General features: G+C 68.8%; 20 protein-coding genes. 13 read left to right on the top strand and 7 right to left on the bottom strand.

From position 1 onward, the window contains the following. The first annotated feature begins 48 nt into the window (after nucleotides 1–48). Genes G432_RS09040 through G432_RS09030 form a run of 3 tightly spaced genes read left to right on the top strand, consistent with a single transcriptional unit; the run spans nucleotide 49 to nucleotide 1,570 of the window. Entirely contained in the window at nucleotides 49–492 is a 444-nt protein-coding gene (locus G432_RS09040) for a hypothetical protein (protein WP_015458517.1), read from the top strand. Between the two features lie 9 nt (nucleotides 493–501). After that, nucleotides 502–1,167 carry a glutathione S-transferase family protein gene (locus G432_RS09035; protein ID WP_015458516.1) on the top strand — a complete coding sequence of 222 codons (666 nt, stop codon included), beginning with the start codon at nucleotides 502–504 and terminating at the stop codon, nucleotides 1,165–1,167. A 55-nt stretch (nucleotides 1,168–1,222) separates the two neighbouring features. Then, the gene (locus G432_RS09030) at nucleotides 1,223–1,570 is read left to right on the top strand and encodes an ArsC family reductase (RefSeq protein ID WP_015458515.1); all 348 of its coding nucleotides are present in this window, start codon (nucleotides 1,223–1,225) and stop codon (nucleotides 1,568–1,570) included. A gap of 13 nt (nucleotides 1,571–1,583) precedes the next feature. On the opposite strand, the gene G432_RS09025 is transcribed toward G432_RS09030, so the two are convergent. Then, a complete protein-coding gene (locus G432_RS09025) occupies nucleotides 1,584–1,838 on the bottom strand; it encodes a hypothetical protein (protein ID WP_015458514.1) in 255 nt (84 codons plus the stop codon). Between the two features lie 113 nt (nucleotides 1,839–1,951). Between G432_RS09025 and panB the strand changes: the two genes are divergently transcribed. The 7 genes from panB to G432_RS08990 all read left to right on the top strand — a co-directional run bounded on the left by panB (nucleotide 1,952) and on the right by G432_RS08990 (nucleotide 7,638). Next, nucleotides 1,952–2,812 (top strand): 3-methyl-2-oxobutanoate hydroxymethyltransferase, encoded by an 861-nt coding sequence (gene panB, locus G432_RS09020; protein WP_015458513.1) that lies wholly within the window; start codon nucleotides 1,952–1,954, stop codon nucleotides 2,810–2,812. 78 nt (nucleotides 2,813–2,890) lie between these two features. Beyond that, on the top strand, nucleotides 2,891–3,607 hold the full coding sequence (locus G432_RS09015) for a tetratricopeptide repeat protein (protein ID WP_015458512.1): 717 nt from the start codon (nucleotides 2,891–2,893) through the stop codon (nucleotides 3,605–3,607). A gap of 5 nt (nucleotides 3,608–3,612) precedes the next feature. Beyond that, nucleotides 3,613–4,956 carry a PQQ-like beta-propeller repeat protein gene (locus G432_RS09010; protein ID WP_015458511.1) on the top strand — a complete coding sequence of 448 codons (1,344 nt, stop codon included), beginning with the start codon at nucleotides 3,613–3,615 and terminating at the stop codon, nucleotides 4,954–4,956. Nucleotides 4,957–5,058: 102 nt separating this feature from the next. After that, nucleotides 5,059–6,438 carry a ribosome biogenesis GTPase Der gene (gene der / locus G432_RS09005; RefSeq protein WP_015458510.1) on the top strand — a complete coding sequence of 460 codons (1,380 nt, stop codon included), beginning with the start codon at nucleotides 5,059–5,061 and terminating at the stop codon, nucleotides 6,436–6,438. Next, complete coding sequence (locus G432_RS09000) at nucleotides 6,438–6,641, top strand: sulfurtransferase TusA family protein (RefSeq protein WP_015458509.1); 204 nt, start codon at nucleotides 6,438–6,440, stop codon at nucleotides 6,639–6,641. Before der ends, G432_RS09000 begins: the two co-directional genes overlap by 1 nt. Nucleotides 6,642–6,773: 132 nt before the next feature. Beyond that, the gene (locus G432_RS08995) at nucleotides 6,774–7,199 is read left to right on the top strand and encodes an Hpt domain-containing protein (protein ID WP_015458508.1); all 426 of its coding nucleotides are present in this window, start codon (nucleotides 6,774–6,776) and stop codon (nucleotides 7,197–7,199) included. Nucleotides 7,200–7,266: 67 nt separating this feature from the next. Next, nucleotides 7,267–7,638 carry a DMT family transporter gene (locus tag G432_RS08990; RefSeq protein WP_015458507.1) on the top strand — a complete coding sequence of 124 codons (372 nt, stop codon included), beginning with the start codon at nucleotides 7,267–7,269 and terminating at the stop codon, nucleotides 7,636–7,638. On the opposite strand, the gene G432_RS08985 is transcribed toward G432_RS08990, so the two are convergent. The 6 genes from G432_RS08985 to gluQRS all read right to left on the bottom strand — a co-directional run bounded on the left by G432_RS08985 (nucleotide 7,605) and on the right by gluQRS (nucleotide 12,608). Continuing rightward, nucleotides 7,605–8,474, bottom strand: coding sequence for a 3-hydroxyacyl-CoA dehydrogenase NAD-binding domain-containing protein (locus G432_RS08985; RefSeq protein WP_015458506.1), 870 nt, complete (start codon nucleotides 8,472–8,474; stop codon nucleotides 7,605–7,607). The genes G432_RS08990 and G432_RS08985 overlap by 34 nt on opposite strands. 91 nt (nucleotides 8,475–8,565) lie before the next feature. Beyond that, nucleotides 8,566–9,540: an L-histidine N(alpha)-methyltransferase gene (egtD, locus tag G432_RS08980; protein ID WP_015458505.1), complete on the bottom strand. Its 975-nt coding sequence runs from the start codon at nucleotides 9,538–9,540 to the stop codon at nucleotides 8,566–8,568. A 1-nt stretch (nucleotide 9,541) separates the two neighbouring features. Continuing rightward, nucleotides 9,542–10,825 (bottom strand): ergothioneine biosynthesis protein EgtB, encoded by a 1,284-nt coding sequence (gene egtB, locus G432_RS08975; RefSeq protein WP_041865283.1) that lies wholly within the window; start codon nucleotides 10,823–10,825, stop codon nucleotides 9,542–9,544. A 92-nt stretch (nucleotides 10,826–10,917) separates the two neighbouring features. Beyond that, nucleotides 10,918–11,490, bottom strand: coding sequence for a cob(I)yrinic acid a,c-diamide adenosyltransferase (locus tag G432_RS08970; protein ID WP_015458503.1), 573 nt, complete (start codon nucleotides 11,488–11,490; stop codon nucleotides 10,918–10,920). 20 nt (nucleotides 11,491–11,510) lie between these two features. Beyond that, a complete protein-coding gene (locus tag G432_RS08965) occupies nucleotides 11,511–11,738 on the bottom strand; it encodes a twin transmembrane helix small protein (RefSeq protein ID WP_015458502.1) in 228 nt (75 codons plus the stop codon). 9 nt (nucleotides 11,739–11,747) lie between these two features. Then, a complete protein-coding gene (gene gluQRS, locus G432_RS08960) occupies nucleotides 11,748–12,608 on the bottom strand; it encodes a tRNA glutamyl-Q(34) synthetase GluQRS (RefSeq protein ID WP_015458501.1) in 861 nt (286 codons plus the stop codon). A gap of 177 nt (nucleotides 12,609–12,785) precedes the next feature. On the opposite strand from gluQRS, the gene G432_RS08955 reads away from it, so the two are divergent. From G432_RS08955 to G432_RS08945, 3 genes are all read left to right on the top strand, one after another. Then, nucleotides 12,786–13,352 (top strand): HNH endonuclease, encoded by a 567-nt coding sequence (locus G432_RS08955; RefSeq protein WP_015458500.1) that lies wholly within the window; start codon nucleotides 12,786–12,788, stop codon nucleotides 13,350–13,352. A gap of 110 nt (nucleotides 13,353–13,462) precedes the next feature. Further along, nucleotides 13,463–15,130, top strand: coding sequence for a gamma-glutamyltransferase (ggt, locus tag G432_RS08950; protein WP_015458499.1), 1,668 nt, complete (start codon nucleotides 13,463–13,465; stop codon nucleotides 15,128–15,130). 106 nt (nucleotides 15,131–15,236) lie between these two features. Next, nucleotides 15,237–17,033 (top strand): AMP-dependent synthetase/ligase, encoded by a 1,797-nt coding sequence (locus G432_RS08945; protein ID WP_015458498.1) that lies wholly within the window; start codon nucleotides 15,237–15,239, stop codon nucleotides 17,031–17,033. Nucleotides 17,034–17,105 lie beyond the last annotated feature (72 nt).

Below are 17,105 nucleotides of genomic sequence, written 5' to 3'. Positions count from 1 at the left end.
GCCCATCGCGCGCAGGTTCCTTGCCAATAACAGGGAGAGGGATGCCGCATGATGGATCGTCTCGACGCCACGAAGCCGCCGGCCTGGTATTGGCTGGTCGCCGTCCTTGCCTTGCTGTGGGAGGGGGCGGGCTGCTTCGCCTATGTCTCGCAGGTCGGCATGTCCGCCGATGCGCTGGCGCAACTGCCGGCGGCGCAGCGGGAAATCTGGATGATGATGCCGGTGTGGGTGACGGGCGCCTATGCCATCGCCGTCTGGGCCGGGCTGGCGGGCGCGGTGGCGCTGATCGTCCGGCGCCGCTGGGCGCAGCCCCTGTTCCTGGTCTCGCTGGCCGCCGCGATCGTCCAGTTCGGCTGGACCTTCCTGGCGACGCCGATCATGCGCACGGTCGGCGCGGCGGCGGCCGTGCCGTTCCCGATCTTCATCATCCTCGTCGCGGCGCTGCTCGCCTGGTTCTCGGGCCGGGCGGCCGGGCGTGGCTGGCTTCGGTAGGCGGCGGCGATGCTGACGCTCCATTACCACCCCTTTTCCTCCTTCTGCCAGAAGGTGCTGGTGGCGCTGTATGAGCGCGATGTCCCCTTCACGCCCCGGCAGGTCGATCTCGGCGACGCGGGGGAACGGGCGGCGCTGGCGGCGCTCTGGCCGATGTGCCGCTTTCCCGTGCTGACGGATGATGCGGCGGGGCGGGCGATCCCCGAATCCTCGATCATCATCGAATATCTCGATGGGCACGGGGCGGCGGCGCCGCCGCTGATCCCGGCCGATGCCGCCGCGGCGATCGAGGTGCGGCTGATGGACCGGCTGTTCGATCATTATGTCGAGCTGCCGATGCAGCGCATCGTCGGCGACCATCTGCGGCCGGAGGACAAGCGCGATCCGCATGGCGTGGCGGAGGCCCGCGCCACGCTCGGCACGGCCTATGCCATGCTGGAGGAGCGGCTGGCCGGGCGGGCCTGGGCTGTGGGCGATGTCTTCTCGCTGGCGGATTGCTCGGCGGCGCCCGCGCTCTTCTATGCCGAATGGGTGCAGCCCTTCACCGGCGACCATCCCGCGCTCGCCGCTTATTTCCGCCGCTTGCGGGATCGCCCGTCCTTCGCGCGGGTGCTGGAGGAAGCGCGGCCCTATCGCGCCTACTTCCCGGTGCCGGCGCCTCCGCCGGGGGATTGACGGCCGCATCCGCGCTGGCGCAGGGCTCCGCATCCGATCGGCACGGAGGAACGGCGTGGGCGTCACCATCTACGGCATCAAGAATTGCGACACGATGAAGAAGGCGCGGGACTGGCTGGCCCAGCACGGCGTCGCGGCGGAATTCCATGACTATAAGACCGCCGGGATCGATCGCGCCACGCTGGAACGCTGGGTCGCCGATCTCGGCTGGGAGGTGCTGCTGAACCGCGCGGGCACCACCTTCCGCAAGCTGCCCGATGCCGATCGCGAAGGGATCGACGCCGAAAAGGCGATCGCGCTGATGCTGGCGCAGCCGTCGATGATCAAGCGCCCGGTGCTGGATGTGGACGGCAGGCTGACGGTGGGCTTCAAGCCCGATCGCTACGCGGCGCTGTTCGGCTGACCCGGCCGGCCCTTCAATAAGGCTGGCCTTGCTCGCGGGCGCGTTTCCGGGCTTCCTTCTCGGCGCGCTTGCGTTCCTTGGCCTCGCGCTCTTCCTGCTTGCGGATCTCGCGGCCGCGATTGCGGTCCGCTTCCTCCTGGCTGGTGGTGACGGCGTCGACACCTGCGCCCACCGCCTTCACCGGCAGCGTCACGATATTGGCGGCCGTCCGCGCGACGCAGCCGGACGCGAGCAGGGCCAGAGGCAGGATAAGCAGGGCGGCGCGCATGCGGGACCGATCGATGGTTCTTGGTGCCCGCGCTTGTAGCCGGCGCCGCCCGCGCCGTCGATCGGGGTTGCGACGATTTGACCGCGCGGTCCGCCAGGGGCTACCACCCGCCCATGTCCACGACCTTCACCCTCGATACCTCCACCAGCCGCGCCCACCCCACGCCCGCGCCGATGAAGCGGATGACGGTGCCGCAGATCCAGGCGCGCAAGGGCAAGGAGCCGATCGTCATGCTCACCGCCTATACGGCGCGCATGGCGCAGCTGCTCGACCGGCATTGCGATATGCTGCTGGTGGGCGACAGCCTGGGCCAGGTGATCTACGGCCTGCCTTCCACCCTGCCGGTGACGCTGGACATGATGTGCGCGCATGGCGCCGCCGTGGTGCGCGGCAGCTATCATTCGGTGGTGATCGTCGACATGCCGTTCGGCACCTATGAGGCGAGCCCCGATCAGGCCTTCCGCTCCGCCGCGCGCGTGATGGCGGAAACGGGCGCGGCCGGCGTGAAGCTGGAAGGGGGCGAGGCGATGGCGCCCACCGTGGCCTTCCTGCAGGAACGCGGCATCCCCGTGGTCGGCCATATCGGCCTTACCCCGCAGGCGGTGAACGCGCTGGGCGGCTATGGCGCGCGCGGCCGCAGCAATGCCGAACATTCGAAGATCATCGCCGATGCGCGCGCGATGGCCGATGCCGGCGCCTTTTCCATCGTCGTCGAAGGCGTGGTGGAGCCGCTGGCCGTCGCGGTGACGGCGGAGGTCTCCTGCCCGGTGATCGGCATCGGCGCGTCGGCCAGGTGCGACGGCCAGGTGCTGGTGATCGACGACATGCTCGGCATGTTCGAACGCACCGCCCGCTTCGTGAAGCGTTATGACGATCTGGCGTCCCGCATCGATGCGGCGGCGGGCGCCTATGCCGAGGAGGTGCGCGCGCGCGCCTTCCCCGGCATCGATCAGACCTATCAGCCCAAAGGCTGAACACAGCTTTCGTTCAGGTTCAGTCGTCGCTAAGAAGGCGACCCGCGATAATTCGGCCGCGATGCTTGGAGAGACTGCTTGGCCCTGAAGCCCCAGAATGAAGACGCCTTCTTCCGCGAGGTGGATGAGGAACTGCGTCGCGAACAGATCGGCACCTTCTGGCGCACTTATGGCCGCCTCGTCGCCATTGCGGTGGTGGTGGGGCTGGTCGCCTTCGGCGGGTGGCTCTACTGGCAGCACCGGCAGAAGACTGCCGCCGACGCCGCGAGCGAGGCGATGGTGCAGGCCCTGACCGATCTGGAGCAGGGCAAGCATAATGCCGCCAAGGCCAAGCTCGAAGCCGTGCAGAAGGAAGGCATTCCCGCCTATCGCGGCGCGGCCTTGCTCGCCCAGGCGGCCTCCGCGCTGGAACGCGGCGATGTGAAGGCGGCGGCGGCCGGCTATCAGGCCGTGGCCGCCGATCCGGCGATCCCGCAGCCGTTCCGCGATCTCGCCACCATCCGCCAGACCGCCGCCGAATTCGATACGCTGCCGCCCGCCCAGGTGGTCGCGCGGCTGAAGCCGCTGGCCGAAGCCGGCAACCCCTGGTTCGGCAGCGCCGGCGAGATGACGGCCATCGCCTATATGAAGATGGGCAAGCCCGACCTGGCCGGCCCGATCTTCGCGGCCATGGCGAAGGATGAGGGCGTGCCCCCTTCGATCCGCGATCGCGCCGGGCGCCTCGCCCTTTCGCTCGGGGCCGATGCGGCAGCCCCTGCCGCCCCCGTCAAGGCGCCGGGCGCCGCAAAGGAATGACCAGCATGAAGCGTGCCGTGATCGCGGGGATGATCCTCGCCAGCCTCAGCGGCTGCGGAATATTCAAGAAAACCGCGCCCAAGACCGCCGTGCTCGGCGAACGCACGCCCGTCCTCACTTATGAGACGGGCGCCGAGGTCGATGCCTCGCTGGCGGACACGCCTGTCGAGGTGCCGGGCCCGATGACCAACGATGCCTGGGCGCAGCCCGGCGGCAATGCCTGGAAGGTGCTGAGCCACGTCGCGCTCGGCCAGAACCTGTCCGAGGCGTGGCGCGCCCATATCGACGGCAGCACCAAGCGCGCGCGGCTTGCCGCCGCGCCGGTGGTGGCCGACGGCAAGCTCTACGTGATGGATATCGGTGGCCGCGTCCATGCCCTCGATGCCGCCAGCGGGCGCGAATTGTGGGTGAAGGCGATCCCGCAGGCGAAGAAGCTGTCGGGCGAGGAGCAAAAGGAAAGCCGGTCCGGCAAGGTCGTGTTCGGCGGCGGCGTCAGCTACGAAGCCGGCCGGCTCTATGCGACGACCGGGCTGGGCGATGTCTCCTCGCTCGATGCCGCCACCGGCAATATCGGCTGGACGGTGCGCCCCGGCGGCCCGCTGCGCGGCGCGCCCACCGTCGCCAACGGCCATGTCTATGTCGTCAGCCAGGACAACCAGCTCTTCGCGCTGAAGGCGGAGGACGGATCGGTCGTCTGGAACGAGGCCGGCACACTGGAACTGGCCGGCGTGTTCGGCGTCGCGGCCCCGGCCGCCGCGGCCGGCACGGTCGTCGCCGGCTTCTCCTCGGGCGAGCTCAACGCCTATCGCTACGAAAACGGCCGCATCGTCTGGCAGGATGCGCTGTCGCGCACCAGCATCTCGACCGCGGTGGCCAGCCTTTCCGATATCGATGCCGATCCGGTGATCGATCAGGGCCGCGTCTATGCCGTCGGCCAGGGTGGCCGCATGGTGGCGATGGAGCTCAACACCGGCCAGCGCATGTGGGAACTCAGCATCGCCGGCATCTCCACCCCCTGGGTGGCGGGCGACTGGATCTTCGTCGTCACCGATGACGCGCGGCTGATGTGCATCGCGCGCACCAGCGGCAAGGTCCGCTGGATCAGCCAGCTCGAACGGTGGCGCAGCGCGAAGTCGAAGAAGGGCCCGGTAAGCTGGACCGGCCCGATCCTCGCGGGCAACCGGCTGATCGTCGCCAATACGGAAGGCGAGCTTGCCTATGTCGATCCGGCGACCGGCAAGGTGCAGTCCAAGGGCAAGGCAGGCGGGCCTGTCTATCTTTCCCCCATCGTTGCCAACAACATGCTCTATGTGCTGGCCGAGGACGGCACGCTGACCGCCTGGCGCTGATATCGCCCGCTCTCCGGTGTCCCGAGGGCATCGGGGAGGGCGCGATGCCGCCGATCGCATAATTGAGTCCCGCCGGCGCGCGAATGTCGGTAAGGGGGCACAATGTCCAAGCTTCCCGTGGTCGCGATCGTCGGCCGGCCGAATGTCGGCAAATCAACCCTGTTCAACCGCCTCGTCGGCAAGAAGCTCGCGCTTGTCGACGACCGGCCGGGCGTGACGCGCGATCGCCGCGAAGGCGATGCCACGCTGCTGGGCCTCGAATTCCGGGTGATCGACACCGCCGGCTTCGAGGATGAGGACCCCGATACGCTGCCCGGCCGCATGCGCCGGCAGACGGAAGCGGCGGTCGATGCGGCCGACGTCGCCCTTTTCCTGATCGACGCGCGCGCCGGGGTGATGCCGCTGGACGAGGAGATCGCCCGTTGGCTGCGCGCCGGCGATACGCCGGTGGTGGTGCTCGCCAACAAGGCCGAAGGCAAGGCGGGCGAGGGCGGCGTGCTCGAATCCTTCGCGCTCGGCTTCGGCGATCCGGTGCCGTTCAGCGCCGAACATGGCGAGGGGCTGGCCGATCTGTTCAGCGCGCTGCTGCCCTATGTCGATCGCGAGGACGATGCGGAGGATGAGGCGGCGGACGACGAGGATGAGGAGGGCCGCCCCACCGGCCCGCTGAAGCTCGCCATCGTCGGCCGGCCCAACGCCGGCAAGTCCACCCTCGTCAACCGCATGCTGGGCGAGGAACGGATGATCACCGGTCCCGAGGCCGGCATCACCCGCGATTCGATCGCGATCGACTGGGAATGGACCGATGCGGAAGGCAATGTCCGCCCCGTCCGCCTGATCGACACCGCCGGCATGCGCAAGCGCGCCCGCGTGCAGGACAAGCTGGAAAAGCTCTCGGTCGCCGATGCGCTCCACGCCGTCGATTTCGCCGAGGTGGTCGTGCTGCTGCTCGATGCCACGCTGGGGCTGGAGGCGCAGGACCTGCGCATCGCCGACAAGGTGCTGCAGGAAGGCCGCGCCCTCATCATCGCGCTCAATAAATGGGACGTGGCGGAAAATCCGCCGGCGCTGTTCCAGGGCGTGCGCACCGCGCTGGACGAGGGGCTGGCGCAGGTGAAGGGCCTGCCGCTGCTCACCGTCTCGGCCGCCACCGGGCGCGGGATCGACCAGCTTCTCCAGGTCGCCTTCGAATCGCGCGATGCCTGGTCGCGCCGCGTTTCCACCGGCCAGCTCAACCGCTGGTTCGAAAAGGCGATCGAGAAGAATCCGCCGCCCGCCCCCGGCGGCAAGCGGATCAAGCTGCGCTACCTCACCCAGGCCAAGACGCGCCCGCCCGGTTTCATCCTCTTCGGCACGCGGGTGGACGAGCTGCCCGAAAGCTATCGCCGCTATCTGATGAACGGCATCCGCCGCGATCTCGGCTTCGGCGCGGTGCCGGTGCGCCTCACGCTGCGCGCGCCGAAGAATCCGTTCGATTCCTGATGGCCCTGGCGGTCGATGCCCGGGGCATGCGCTGCCCCTGGCCGGCCCTGCGGCTGGCCCGTGCGATGCGGGATGCCGGCCCCGGCGCCACCGTCCGCCTGCTTGCGGACGATCCCGCCGCCCCGCGCGAGGTGGCGGCGCTGGCCGCCCAGCATGGCTGGCAGGTGGAGGAAGATGGCGAGGCCCTGATCGTTACGGGCTGAGATGGGTCGATAATCCGGCGGATTGTCGATGGCGCTGCCCACAAAACACGTCGCCCCGTCAACGCGGCCTTTACGAATTTCCTGCAACAGGGCGTTTGGCCGTGGGGAAATGGCCGATGGAGGAGCGGACAAGTGGCCGGTGAGACGTTGGCTTTGGTCGACTGGGACGTCTTTTCGCGCGCGCGCACCGAGCTTGGCGCGGGCTTCATCCGCATCCTCGGCTATTTCCGCGAAGACGGCGTGAAATCGATCCAGGCGATCGAGGAGGCGATGCGCGCCCGCAACGCCACCGCGCTCGTGATCCCGGCGCATACGCTGAAGGGCGAATCGCTCCAGTTCGGGGCGGAACCGCTGGCGGCGCTTTCCGAACATATCGAAAAGGTCGCCCGCCGCTGCGTCGAGACCCGTCAGGCCCCGGACGAGCTGATCCCCGATGTCGTCCGCCTGCGCCCGATGTTCGAGGAAACGCTCGCCCAGATCGACCGCGAGGCCAGCCCCCTCATGCAGCGCCGCCCCAGCTTCGGCCGCCGCCCGCCCACGGTTTTCGGCCAGGGCTGAATTCGTCCCGCTTGCCATCGTTGCCGCCGCCATGCTCTGACGGCGCGACGGAGCAGGAGGACGGCCCATGAACCCATGGATATTGCTGGGCGGATCGATCGCGCTGGAGATCGCCGCAACATCCCTCCTCAAGGCGTCGGAAGGCTTTGCCCGGCCGGGCTTCGGGATCGCTTCGATCGCGCTTTATTCGGCCTGCTTCTGGCTGCTGTCGATCACGCTCACGCGGGTGCCGATGGGTATCGCCTATGCGGTCTGGTCGGGCGTCGGCATCGTCGCGATCGCGCTGATCGGGCTCGCTTTCTTCCGCCAGCCGATGAACGGCGCGCAGTGGCTGTGCGTCGGCCTGATCCTCGTGGGCGCGGTGGGGCTGAACCTCACCACGCCGCACGATGCCGGTTCCGCGGATCAGCGGGTCGGCACGGGCTCCGGCCCGGAATAGTCGTAGAAGCCGCGTCCGGTCTTGCGGCCCAGCCAGCCGGCCTCGACATATTTCACCAGGATCGGCGCCGGGCGATATTTGGGATCGCCGAAATCCTCCTGCAGCACCCTCAGGATCAGCAGGATCGTATCGAGGCCGATCATGTCGGCCAGCGTCAGCGGCCCCATAGGGTGGCCAAGGCCCAGCTTCACGCCCTTGTCGATATCGACGATCGATCCCACGCCCTCGCCGACGGCAAAGAATGCCTCGTTCAGCAGCGGCAGCAGGATGCGGTTGACGACGAAGCAGGGCGAATCCTGCGCGATCACCGTTTCCTTGCCCACCTTCCTGGCGAAATCCTGGGCGACGGCGACGGTCGCGTCGGAGGTCGCAAGGCCGCGGATCACCTCCATCAGCGGCATCAGCGGCACCGGGTTGAAGAAATGCATGCCGATGAAGCGCGCCGGATCGATCGATGCCTGCGCCAGCCGGGTGATGGAGATGGAGGAGGTGTTGGACGCCAGCACCGCATCCGCCGCCAGCACCTTGCCGACATTCTGGAAGATCACGCGCTTGATGTCCTCGCGCTCGGTCGCCGCCTCGATGACGAGGCCGGCGGCGGCCATGGGCGCGAGATCGCCGATCGGTTCGATCCGGCCGATCGCGCCGTCCGCCTCGCCCGCGTCCAGCTTGCCCTTCTCCACCTGCTTGGCGAGGATCCTGGCGATCCCCGCCTTGCCCTTTTCGGCGACGTCGGCCGAAACGTCGGACAGGAACACCCTATATCCTGCCTGCGCCGCCACCTGGGCGATGCCCGCCCCCATCTGGCCCGCGCCGATTACGCCGATGCTGTCCATGTCCGCTTCCCTCCAGTCTGATCGGCCTCGCGGATAGGGGAGGATGGCGGCGATGGGAAGCCGGGGCGCGGCCCGGCTGCCGCAATCGCGATCAGGGCGCGGTTTCCGGCGGGCGCGCCTCGGCCAGGATCAGCGCGAACAGCCCGTCCGGGTCGGTCCATTCGCGCATCGGCGTCCAGCCGCCCGCCGCCAGCAGAAGCCGGGCGCCGCGCGGATCATATTTGTGGCTGTTCTCGGTATGGATGGTCTCGCCCGCCGCCATGGCGAAGCGTTGCCCGGCGACGATGAAGCTTATGTCCGCCATCGCCTCCAGATGCATCTCGATCCGCGCGGCCTCGTCGTTCCAGATCGCGCGATGGCGGAAGGCGGCGATGGGGATATCGCCGTCCAGCTCGCGGTTGATGCGGTGGAGGAGGTTGAGGTTGAACGCGGCCGTCACCCCTTCGGCATCGTCATAAGCGGGGATCAGGATGGCGGGCGATTTCACCCTGTCCATGCCGATCAGCAGCATCGCGCCCTCGCCCAGCGTGCCGGCCATGGCGCGCAGCAGGTCCACGCCGTGCGCAGGCCCCATGTTGCCGATCGTCGATCCGGGAAAGAAGCCCAGCTTGGGCAGGTGGCGGACATCGCGGGGCAGCGCCACCCGCGCCATGAAATCCGCCTCCACCGGGATCACCGGCAGGCCGGGAAAGTCCGCCGCCAGCGCATCGGCCGATTGCCGCAGGAAATCGCCCGAAATGTCGATCGGCACATAAGCGGCGGGCGCGATGGCGGACAGCAGGTGCGGCGTCTTGGCCGACGATCCCGATCCGAACTCGATCACCGCGCGCCCCGGCCCGGCGATGCGGCCGACCGCGCCGGCATGTTCGGCCAGCAGCGCGGTTTCCACCCGCGTCGGATAATATTCGGGCAGGCGGGTGATCGCCTCGAACAATTCGGACCCGCGATGGTCGTAGAACCAGCGCGCCGGGATGGCGCGCGGGCGGGCGGAAAGGCCGGCGATCACGTCGGCCCGGAAGGCCGCGTGCAGCGTGCCGGCGCGGTCGAGCAGGTCGGTTGCGGCCATGTCAGATATCCTTCGCCAGCCGCAATGCGGTGAACTGCCAGCGCTGATGGGGGTAAAAGAAGTTGCGGTAGGATGCCCGCGTATGGCCGCGCGGCGTGGCGCAGCTCGCGCCCTTCAGCACGCACTGGCCGGACATGAACTTGCCATTATATTCGCCGACCGCGCCGGGGGCGGGGCGGAAGCCCGGATAGGGCAGATAGGCGCTGGCGGTCCATTCCCACCCGTCCCCGAACATCTGCCTCAGCCCCGGCCCGCCGGCGCCTGCGGCGCGCGGCCGCACCGGCCCGGCTTCGTCCAGCTGGTTGCCGGAATTGGGATCGATCGCCGCGGCGGCGCTTTCCCATTCCGCCTCGGTCGGCAGGCGCGCGCCGGCCCAGCGGGCATAGGCGTCCGCCTCATAATAGCTGATATGGGTGACGGGCGCCGCCGGCCGCACGGGGTGGAGCCCGTCCAGCGCGAAGCTCGCCCAGCCCGCGCCGTCTTCCGCCCGGCGCCAGTAGAGCGGGGCCGAAATCCCCTGCGACCGCACCCAGGCCCAGCCGTCCGCCAGCCAATGTTCGGGCCGGTCATAGCCGCCATCGGCCATGAACGCCTGCCATTCGCCGTTGGTGACGGGTCGGTCGGCCAGGGCATGCGGGGTCAGCATCACCGGATGGGGCGGCCCTTCGCAATCGAAGGCAAAGCCGTTGCGCGCGTCCGCGCCGATCTCGACGATGCCGTGGCGCCCTTCGATCCACCTGATCGGATCGGGCGCCGGCGAGGGCGGATCGCGCCGCGCCTCCCACATCGCCGGGCAGAGCGGATTGGCGGCGAAGAGGTTGAGGATATCGGTCAGCAGCAATTCCTGGTGCTGCTGTTCGTGCTGGATGCCCAGCATCACCCGGTCGCGCATGGCGGCGTCCAGCCCCGGCAGGGCGGCGATCACCGCTTCGTCCACCGCCTCGCGCCAGGCGATCACCTCGTCCAGCCTGGGCCGGGTCAGCATGCCGCGCCGCTCGCGCGGATGGCGCGCGCCCTCCGCCTCGTAATAGCTGTTGAACAGACGCGCCCAGCGCGGATCGCGCGGGCGATATCCGGTGCCGGCGTCGCGCAGCACGAAGGTTTCGAAGAACCAGCTCGTATGCGCCAGATGCCATTTGGCGGGCGATGCCTCCGGCATGGATTGCGCGGTCGCATCGGCGTCCGAAAGCGGCGCCGCCAGCGCAAGACTCAATCCGCGCACCGCCCGGAAACGGGTCGCGATATCGTCCTGCGGCTGGGTTTGTCGTGCCGCGTCGCTCAGCATGGCCTCAAGCCCATGGCCGACCAACGGATCACGGCCGGCATGGTTGCATGGGGAATGGCCCGGCTCAGGGGCCGGATGCGCTGCCGTGGCGGCTAGCGCGTGGCCCCCGGCTGCCACAGCACGTCGCCGCCATTGTGGGAGGCGATCAGCCGGGCGAGCACGAACAGATGATCCGAAAGCCGGTTGATATAGGCAAGCGCGCGCGGATTGAGCGCAACCTCGCGCGCCGCCGCCACCGCCGATCGCTCCGCCCGGCGCACCACGGCGCGGGCGAGGTGGAGGTGCGCGACCGCGCCGGGGCCGGCCGGCAGGATGAAGCTGCGAAGCGGCGCCAGCCCCTCGTTCAGCATGTCGATCTCGCGCTCCAGCCGGTCCACCTGCGATTGGGCGATGCGCAATTCCATCTCGGTGGGTGCGAAATCGCCTTCGCCGGGTGTCGCGAGGTCCGCGCCCAGATCGAACAGCTCGTTCTGGATGCGGCCGAGCAGGGCGGCATGGCTTTCGTCGGCGACGTGCTGGAGCGCGACGCCGATCGCCGAATTGGCCTCGTCCACGTCGCCGATCGCCGCCATGCGCGGATCGGCCTTGGACACGCGCGAACCATCGACCAGCCCGGTCGTGCCGGCGTCGCCCGTGCGCGTGTAGATCCTGTTGAGCTTTACCATGCCGCCTCGTCCGCCGGGGCTCAGCCGCCGCGGGCGACCAGCAGGAACAATATGATGAGGATGATCGCCAGCGCCTGGAAGCCGATGCGCGCGCGCATCATCCTGTTCTGCCGCTGGCCGGAAAGATTGGGGCCGCTCCCCGTCAGATCCGCCTCGGTGGTCTTCAGGAAGATGACGATGCCGCGCACCAGCGCCGCCAGCGTCGCCAGCATGGCCAGTATCATGAGGATGATCAGGAAAGTGGACATGCCGCCATTCTAGGCGCTTGCCGGGGGAATGCCAGCGGGGATTGCCCCGGCGCGCAGCGATGCGGCCAATGCGTGGCCGTCCATGCCCCGCTGGCGCATCAGGGCAAGCGCGGGCGCGCCGTCGCGCTTGGCCAGCCTCTTGCCGTCCGGCCCGGTCAGCAGCGGATGATGGTGGTAGAGCGGCGTCGGCAGGCCCAGCAGCGCCTGCAGCAGGCGGTGGACATGGGTGGCGGCGAACAGATCCTCGCCGCGCACCACGTCCGTCACGCCCTGCGCGGCATCGTCGACGGTGACGGCGAGGTGATAGGATACCGGCGCGTCCTTGCGGGCGAGCACCACGTCGCCCTGCTCCCCCGGCACTGCCGGCACCGTGCCGGCGGTCTCGTCCGTCCAGTCGAGCGGGCCGGCGCTGGCGATGGCGGTCGCCATGTCGATCCGCCAGGCGTGCGGCTCGGCGGCCATGCGGGCGGCACGGACCTGGGGATCGAGATGGCGGCAGGTGCCTGGATAGACGGCGCCTGCCGGCCCGTGCGGCGCCGCGGCGCTGGCGGCGATCTCTGCGCGGGTGCAGAAGCAGGGATAGACGAGGCCCATCGCCTTCAGCCGGTCGAGCGCGTCGGCATAGAGGCCGAGCCGGGCGGACTGGCGGACGACATTGCCGTCCCAGCGCAGCCCCAGCCAGGCCAGATCCCCCAATATTCCGGCCACATGCTCCTCGCGCGTGCGGCCGGGATCGATATCCTCGATGCGCAGCAGGAAGCGGCCGCCGGCCGCCCGCGCCAGATCATGCGCGCGGATCGCCGAGAAGGCGTGGCCCAGATGCAGCGCGCCGGTCGGGCTCGGCGCGAAACGCGAAATTACGTGACTCATCGGCAAAACGGCTCTTGACCACGAGTCGGGAACGATGTTGTCATGACGGTGTCACGCTCTTGAGGTTAGGAGCGCGACGTCGGGAGACGCGAGCCGGTTCGGCCTCCGCGTCCCGAGTGCGACGGGACCGAAGCCGTCCGGTGGCTCTTCCAGCCACACGGGGAGGCCGTCCGTTCCATGTACCATCCCGATCTCCTGCGCCATCCGGATAGTTGCCCGGCGCTCGTGCTCAATGCCGATTATACGCCGCTCAGCTATTATCCGCTCAGCCTGTGGTCCTGGCAGACGGCGATCAAGGCGGTGTTCCTCGAACGCGTCGATATCGTCGCTTACTATCAGCGCGAGGTGCACAGCCCCAATTTCGCGATGCAATTGCCCTCGGTGATCGCCCTTCGCCAATATGTCCGGCAATCGCAATATCCCGCCTTCACCCGGTTCAACCTGTTCCTGCGCGATCGCTTCACCTGCCAATATTGCGGCGCCGCCACCGACCTCACCTTCGATCACGTCATCCCCCGCGCCCAGGGCGGGCGGACGACGTGGGAGAATGTGGCCACCGCCTGCGCGCCCTGCAACCTCCGCAAGGGCGGCCGCACGCCGCGCCAGGCGCATATGGCGCTGATGGAGGAACCGATCCGCCCCACCACCTGGCAGCTCCAGGAAAACGGCCGCAGCTTCCCGCCCAACTATCTGCACCAGAGCTGGCGGGACTGGCTCTATTGGGATGTCGAGCTGGACGCCTGAGCGCCCGTCTGGAGATTCGCTACCGGCAAATCCGGTGATGCCGGATTTCTCGACAGCCCCGAGCGCGCCTCCCTTTCATTTCCGGGCGGGACTGCTCTAAGGCTGGTGGCATGATCGCGCGCCTTTTCCTGCTCTTCGCCATTTTTACCGCGGCCCTCCCCGCTTATGCGGCGGGCGGCATCGTCACCGCCGCCGATCCGCGCGCGGCGGAGGCCGGGCGGGAGATGCTGCGCGCCGGCGGCAGCGCCACCGATGCGGCGATGGCGATCATGCTGGCCCTGAGCGTGGTGGAGCCGCAATCCTCCGGCATCGGCGGCGGCGGCCTGCTCGTCCATCATGACGGCCGCACCGGCGCCATCGCCACGATCGACGGGCGCGAGGCCGCGCCCGCCGCCGCCACGCCCGATCGCTTCATGCAGGATGGCCGGCCGATGCCGTTCGCTTCCGCCTTTCCCGGCGGCAAGTCCGTCGGCGTGCCCGGCAATATCCGGCTGATGGCGGAGGCGCATCGCCAATGGGGCCGGCTGCCCTGGGCGAAATTGTTCGAACCCGCGATCCGGCTGGCCGAAGGCGGCTACAAGGTCACGCCGCGGATGAGCCAGTTTGCCGGCTATGTCGCGCCGCTGTGGAAGGATTTTCCCGGCATCGCCGCCATCTATGCCCGCGACGGCAAGGCCCCCCCGGTCGGTACCCTGATCCGCAATCCCGCGCTGGCGAAGCTGCTGCGCGATGTCGCCGCCGGTGGGCCGGATGCCTTCTACGGCGGCAGGAACGGCCAGGCGATCGTCGATGCGGTCAGCAAGGCGCCGGTCAATCCCGTGCCGCTCACGCTCGCCGATCTCGCCGCCTATCGCGCGAAGGAACGCCCGGCGCTGTGCGGCGCCTATCGCGGCTATCGCGTCTGCGGCATGGGGCCGCCCTCGTCGGGCACCACCACCATCCTCCAGATGCTCGGCATGCTCGAACGCTTCGACTTGGCCGCCCTCGGCAAGGACAGCCCGGAGGCATGGCACCTGATCGGCGAGGCGATGCAGCTTGCCTATGCCGATCGCGATACCTGGCTGGGCGATACCGATTTCGTGTCGGTGCCGCTGCAGGGGCTGATCGACCGCGACTATCTCGCCCGCCGCTCCACGCTGATCGCGCCCGATCATGCCCGTGGCACCTACGAACCGGGCGTGCCGCCGGGGGCGGAGCCGCGCACCGCCGCCGTCTCCGGCGAGGTTTCGGGCACCACCCATTTCGTCGCGGTCGATGGCGACGGCGATGTCGTGACGATGACCTCCACGGTCGAAGGGCCGTTCGGCAGCCAGCTCGTCGCCTCGGGCATGGTGCTCAACAACGAGCTGACCGATTTCACCTTCGCGCCGGAAAAGGATGGCGCCCCCGTCGCCAACCGGGTGGAGCCCGGCAAGCGGCCGCTCTCCTCCATGTCGCCCACCATCGTCTACGGGCCGGACGGCAAGGTGGTGCTGGCGATCGGGTCCGCCGGCGGCAAGCGGATCATCATGCATGTGATGAAGGCGCTGGTCGGCGTGCTCGACTGGAAGCTGCCCGCGGCCGATGCGATCGCGCTGCCCAACATCTTCTTCGGCGGCGGCGCGCTGCAGGTGGAACAGGGCAGCGCGCTCGATGCCATGCGCCCCGCGCTCGCCCGCTTCGGCCAGCCCGTCGTCGCGGCCGATCTGCCGTCGAAGCTCAACGCGATCGAACGCATCGGCGATGGCTGGCGCGGCGCCGCCGATCCGCGCAGCGAAGGCGTGGTGCTGGCGGAATAGCGCCGGCCGGCCCGCTGTGCGAGCGGCCTTTCCGTAGCGGGTGCATCGGGCTATCCCGGCAGCGGGGGCAGCAGAGAAGGCCCCGGAGAGGCTGCAGGAACAGGGCATGCGCACGCTGGAACATTTCCCCAATCTCGTCACCATGTTCTTCACGCGCGCACGGGAGAAGGGCGGCGCGCCCTTCCTCTGGGCCAAGCGGGGTGATGGCTGGCAGCCGACAAGCTGGGCTGAGGCCGCGCGCGAGGTGGCGGCGCTGGCCGAAGGCCTGCGCGGCATGGGGCTGAGGCGCGGCGACCGGGTGATGCTGGTTTCCGAAAACCGCCCCGAATGGTGCATCGCCGATCTCGCGATCATGGCGGCCGGGCTGGTGACGGTGCCCACCTACACCACCAATACCGAGCGGGATCACGCCCATATCCTGGAGAATAGCGGCGCGCGCGCGGTGATCGTGTCGACGCCCAAGCTGGCCCGCGCGCTGATGCCGGCGGTGCTGCGTTCCACCGGCTGCCGCCACGTCATCGGTATCGAGCCGCTGCGCATCGGCCAGTCGGGCGACGTGCGCTTCCACGACTGGGCGGAGCTGATCGCATCCCAGCCCGGCGATATCGCCGCGGCGGAGGCGGCCGCCGATTTCGGGCGCGACGACCTCGCCTGCATCATCTACACCTCCGGCACCGGCGGCGCGCCGCGCGGCGTGCGCCAGCATCATGGCGCGATTCTCCACAATGTCGCCGGCTGCACCACGATCATCGCCGAGGATTTCGGCTGGGATGACGAGGTGTTCCTATCCTTCCTGCCCCTGAGCCACGCCTATGAGCATACCGGCGGCCAGCATTTCCCGATCGGGCTCGGCGCGCAGATCTATTATGCCGAGGGGCTGGAAAAGCTCGCCTCCAATATCGAGGAGCTGCGCCCCACCATCATGGTGGTCGTCCCTCGCCTGTTCGAGGTGCTGCGCGCCCGCGTGTTGAAATCGATCGAGAAGCAGGGCCGCACCGCGCAATATCTGATGCGCCGCGCGCTCCAGATCGGCGAGAAGAATTATGCCGGCCGCTCCACGCTGGGCGACCTGCCGATGAAGCTCATCCTGCGGCGCACCCTGAAGCCCAAGGTGGGCAAGCGCTTCGGCGGGCGGATGAAGGCGATGGTGTCGGGCGGCGCGCCGCTCAACCCGGAAGTGGGGCTGTTCTTCCACTCATTGGGCCTCACCTTCCTGCAGGGCTATGGCCAGACGGAGGCGGCGCCGGTCATCTCCTGCAACCGTCCCTCGGCCGGGATCAAGATGGACACGGTCGGCCCGCCGCTGCCCGGCGTGGAGGTCCGCATCGCCGACGATGGCGAGATTCTCGTGCGCGGCGAGCTGGTGATGCACGGCTATTGGCGGAATGAGGAGGAGACGGCGCGCGTCCTCAAGGACGGCTGGCTGCACACCGGCGATGTCGGCCATATCGACGAGAAGGGCCGCATCGTCATCACCGATCGCAAGAAGGACATCATCGTCAACGACAAGGGCGACAATGTCGCGCCCCAGAAGATCGAGGGGATGCTGACGCTCGAGCCGGAGATCCTGCAGGCGATGGTGACGGGCGACCGGCGGCCACATCTGGTCGGCCTGATCGTCCCCGATCCCGAATGGGCGCGCGAATGGGCGGAGGCGCAGGGGATTGCCTATGACCCCGCCGTGCTGCGCGGCGATCCCGCCTTCCAGAAGGCGCTGATGGCGGCGGTCGATCGCGTGAACGGCAGCCTTTCGGTGATCGAGAAGGTCCGCCGCATCCTGATCGCCGACGAACCCTTCTCGATCGAGAATGAGATGCTCACGCCCTCGCTCAAGATCCGCCGTCACATCATCCGCAAGGCCTATGGCGCGGCGTTGGACGCGCTCTACGGCACGCGCTCCTGACGGGCGGTAACCACTTTTGATTTTCGGGATATACTCAATATAGACTTGCGAAATACATGAAAATCGTTGCAG

The sequence above is a fragment of the Sphingomonas sp. MM-1 genome (assembly GCF_000347675.2).
GTDB lineage: Bacteria > Pseudomonadota > Alphaproteobacteria > Sphingomonadales > Sphingomonadaceae > Sphingomonas_E > Sphingomonas_E fennica.
The sequence above is the reverse complement of the archived record's forward strand: the minus strand, read 5'-3'. Positions and strand labels throughout refer to the sequence as shown.